Annotated in this window: 2 protein-coding genes; one reads left to right on the top strand and one right to left on the bottom strand. The window is 54.7% G+C overall.

Features of this window, described 5'->3' with window-relative positions:
- A partial coding sequence (locus VH569_RS35185) for a transposase (protein WP_423321912.1) occupies nucleotides 1–165 on the bottom strand: 165 nt, incomplete at its 3' end.
- A 115-nt stretch (nucleotides 166–280) separates the two neighbouring features.
- Here VH569_RS35185 and VH569_RS35180 point away from each other — a divergent pair.
- Entirely contained in the window at nucleotides 281–1,873 is a 1,593-nt protein-coding gene (locus VH569_RS35180) for a DUF6538 domain-containing protein (protein WP_423321910.1), read from the top strand.
- The last annotated feature ends 684 nt before the right edge of the window (nucleotides 1,874–2,557 follow it).

Raw genomic sequence — 2,557 nt, 5'->3', positions numbered from 1 at the left:
CGGCAGCAGTTCCCAGGGAATACCAGAGCGCAACACGAACAGGATGCYGGTCAATGCCGCCCGGTTGTCCAGCCGAGGCCGCCCGCCCTTCGGTTTGGGCGGCTCCGCTGGGAGCAACGGTTCAATCAGGGCCCAAAGGGCGTCGGAGACCAGAGGTGCAGCCATGCCACTCTCAACAGCCCAAACGCCGTTTTGTTAGGTGCTCTAAACCTGTTGCGTAGCAAGCGCTTTTATGCCCTTCTGTGTGCTACTTTGCTGTGCTACTCTTGGGGCAAACTCAGTGCAGAAGCGTTCGGTTAAGGGACTCTGGGAACGGGAAGGCACATGGTACTACCGCAAGGTCGTACCGACGGACCTTCAGAACGAATATCCGAGACGCCTTCTGCGTGGTTCGCTGGACACCAAGGACAAGCGGGAAGCAGAGCGGCGCTTGCATGCGGTTCTAGCCAAGCTAGACGCAGAGTTTCAAGAGCGGCGTAAAGCCCGTCAGGAAGCCGCTGAGCGCATTGCAGAAGAAGCCCGCAGGGTTGCTGCGGAAAAGACCTTCCTCGCATCTCCGGCCTTTGCACAGGCCGTTAAAGAGATTAGCGCAACCAAGGCAGACTTCTACGAGATTATGGAGCTTGGCGACCATCATGGCGGGCGTGAACCGACGCGGGAAGAAGCCATCGCTATGGTGGATGAGCGTTCCGCCAACATGCCAGAGGCAGAACGCGAAATCCTCATTCAAGCGCTTATGAGCAGCGCCTCAATCGTTGACGAACCTTCGGTAGAGGAACAGCTAGACTACCTTAAGGACACTCTTGCTCGTATCCAGTACGAGCGCACACACGAAACTAGTTTTGCGGTCGGCCATTATGAAGATGGCACGCCCATGTTCGTCATTCCTGAACGCTATGTCACTCCAGTTAGAAATTACCTGATCCAGCTTCAAGATGCAGAAGAGAAGAAGCTTAAGGCTCAATACGAAGCACTAATGTCCCGCTCCGCTGGCAATCAGGATCAACGCGCAAAGCTTGGCGAGCTTCTTCAAGATTGGTTGCGGGAGCGTAAACCTGCCAAGACAACTGTGAGCGATGCCAAGGGCGCTATTCGGCACTTCGAGGAAGTTAACGGCCCCCTACCCTATGCCGATATAACGCCGCAGCATATACTTGATTACAAGAATTACCTTTTTGAACTGGACAGGAAATCACAGACCAAGAAGAAATACTGGACGCTCCTACACGCGATATTCAACGTCGCTTGCGGAAACCAGAAGATCAAGAAAAGCCCGTTTGAAGGTATTCTCTTCAATCCGCCCGATGATAGCGTTACACGTCAAGACCTATCTAAGTCTGATCTATCCGCAGTATTCTCAAATCTGGAAAAGAAAAGACATGATTGGTGGCTTTTCCGCCTGTGCCTATACACTGGCGCACGGCTTAACGAGGTATTCCAACTTGATGCGAACGATATCCGCGACGATGGTGGGGTAATCTATATCAACTTTACAGACCAAGGCGAGGGACAAAGCCTGAAGACCAAGAACTCTCGCCGTCCAGTGCCCGTTCATAAACAACTACTATCCGATGGATTTCTTGATATGGTACCGAAGGAAGGCCGACTGTTTACGCACGGCAATAAATCCGCTGCATCCAAGAGACTTAACACAGCAATCGACAGCGCCGGTGTAAAAGACGAAAGCAAAGCCCTTCATTTTCTTCGTCATACCTTCAAGAGTGCTTGCCGGGCTGCTGGCCTGGACGAAGACGTAAGTGATCGTCTGACGGGCCACAAGAGTAGTCATGTTGGGCGGAACTACGGCACTCACAGCATTGCTGCGCTGAAGGTCGCGATAGACAAGGTTGCGTTTGGGATTGAGCACGATTAAGCGTCCAATCCCGAAACTAGTTTTAATGGTATCGGCTGAAGCCGGGCGGCACCCACTCAGGATGAAGCCGTCCGGCAAGCTGGTCACGATCAAGCTGCGCTTCCACAGCTTCCGTGATCGGGTCGAGGATTGGGGTTCCGTCAACGTCTCGCCGTACCGGAGAATACCGGCGACGGTTCGGACGTACCCAAGCCCAAGCAACGTCACTCATGCCGCCACCTGTTCCGGCTGGTGGCGCTTCGGCCTGTACGCAAAGGCCCTTTGTAGCTCCGCTGGTGCGGTTAGCTCTTGCCAGCCTGTAGCGTAGCGGGAAGCGGCTCCAAGGCTCTGAGAGACCCCGTAGCGAGGCCCTATGACGGTGCCTTGGTCAGAAGGATCAATTCCAAGATGGTCGCACCAGCGAACGCGCTTACCGCCGTCGTTGAACGAGGCGTCTGGATCAATGCCCTTCATCAAATAGCGAAGCGAACCAAGACGCTGATTGACGTGCCAATACCACTTCGGCCTAGCAGGACGCGGAAAAACGAACATATTTTGGCTTTTTGCCTCCGCTGAGGCTTGGAAATGGCGTTTCGGCGCCCGTTTTTGTCAGAATGGAGCGCCTTTTCGCGCTCCGAGCCGCCCGGAGCCGCCGTTCAGGCGGAGTCCGGGCGTGATTATGCCGCCGCCAACAGCTTGGGCAGG

The organism is Azospirillum sp. 11R-A (assembly GCF_049472615.1).
In the GTDB taxonomy this organism is placed as follows: domain Bacteria; phylum Pseudomonadota; class Alphaproteobacteria; order Azospirillales; family Azospirillaceae; genus Azospirillum; species Azospirillum palustre.
Note: the sequence above shows the minus strand (reverse complement) of the source record. Positions and strands in the feature narration are given on the sequence as shown.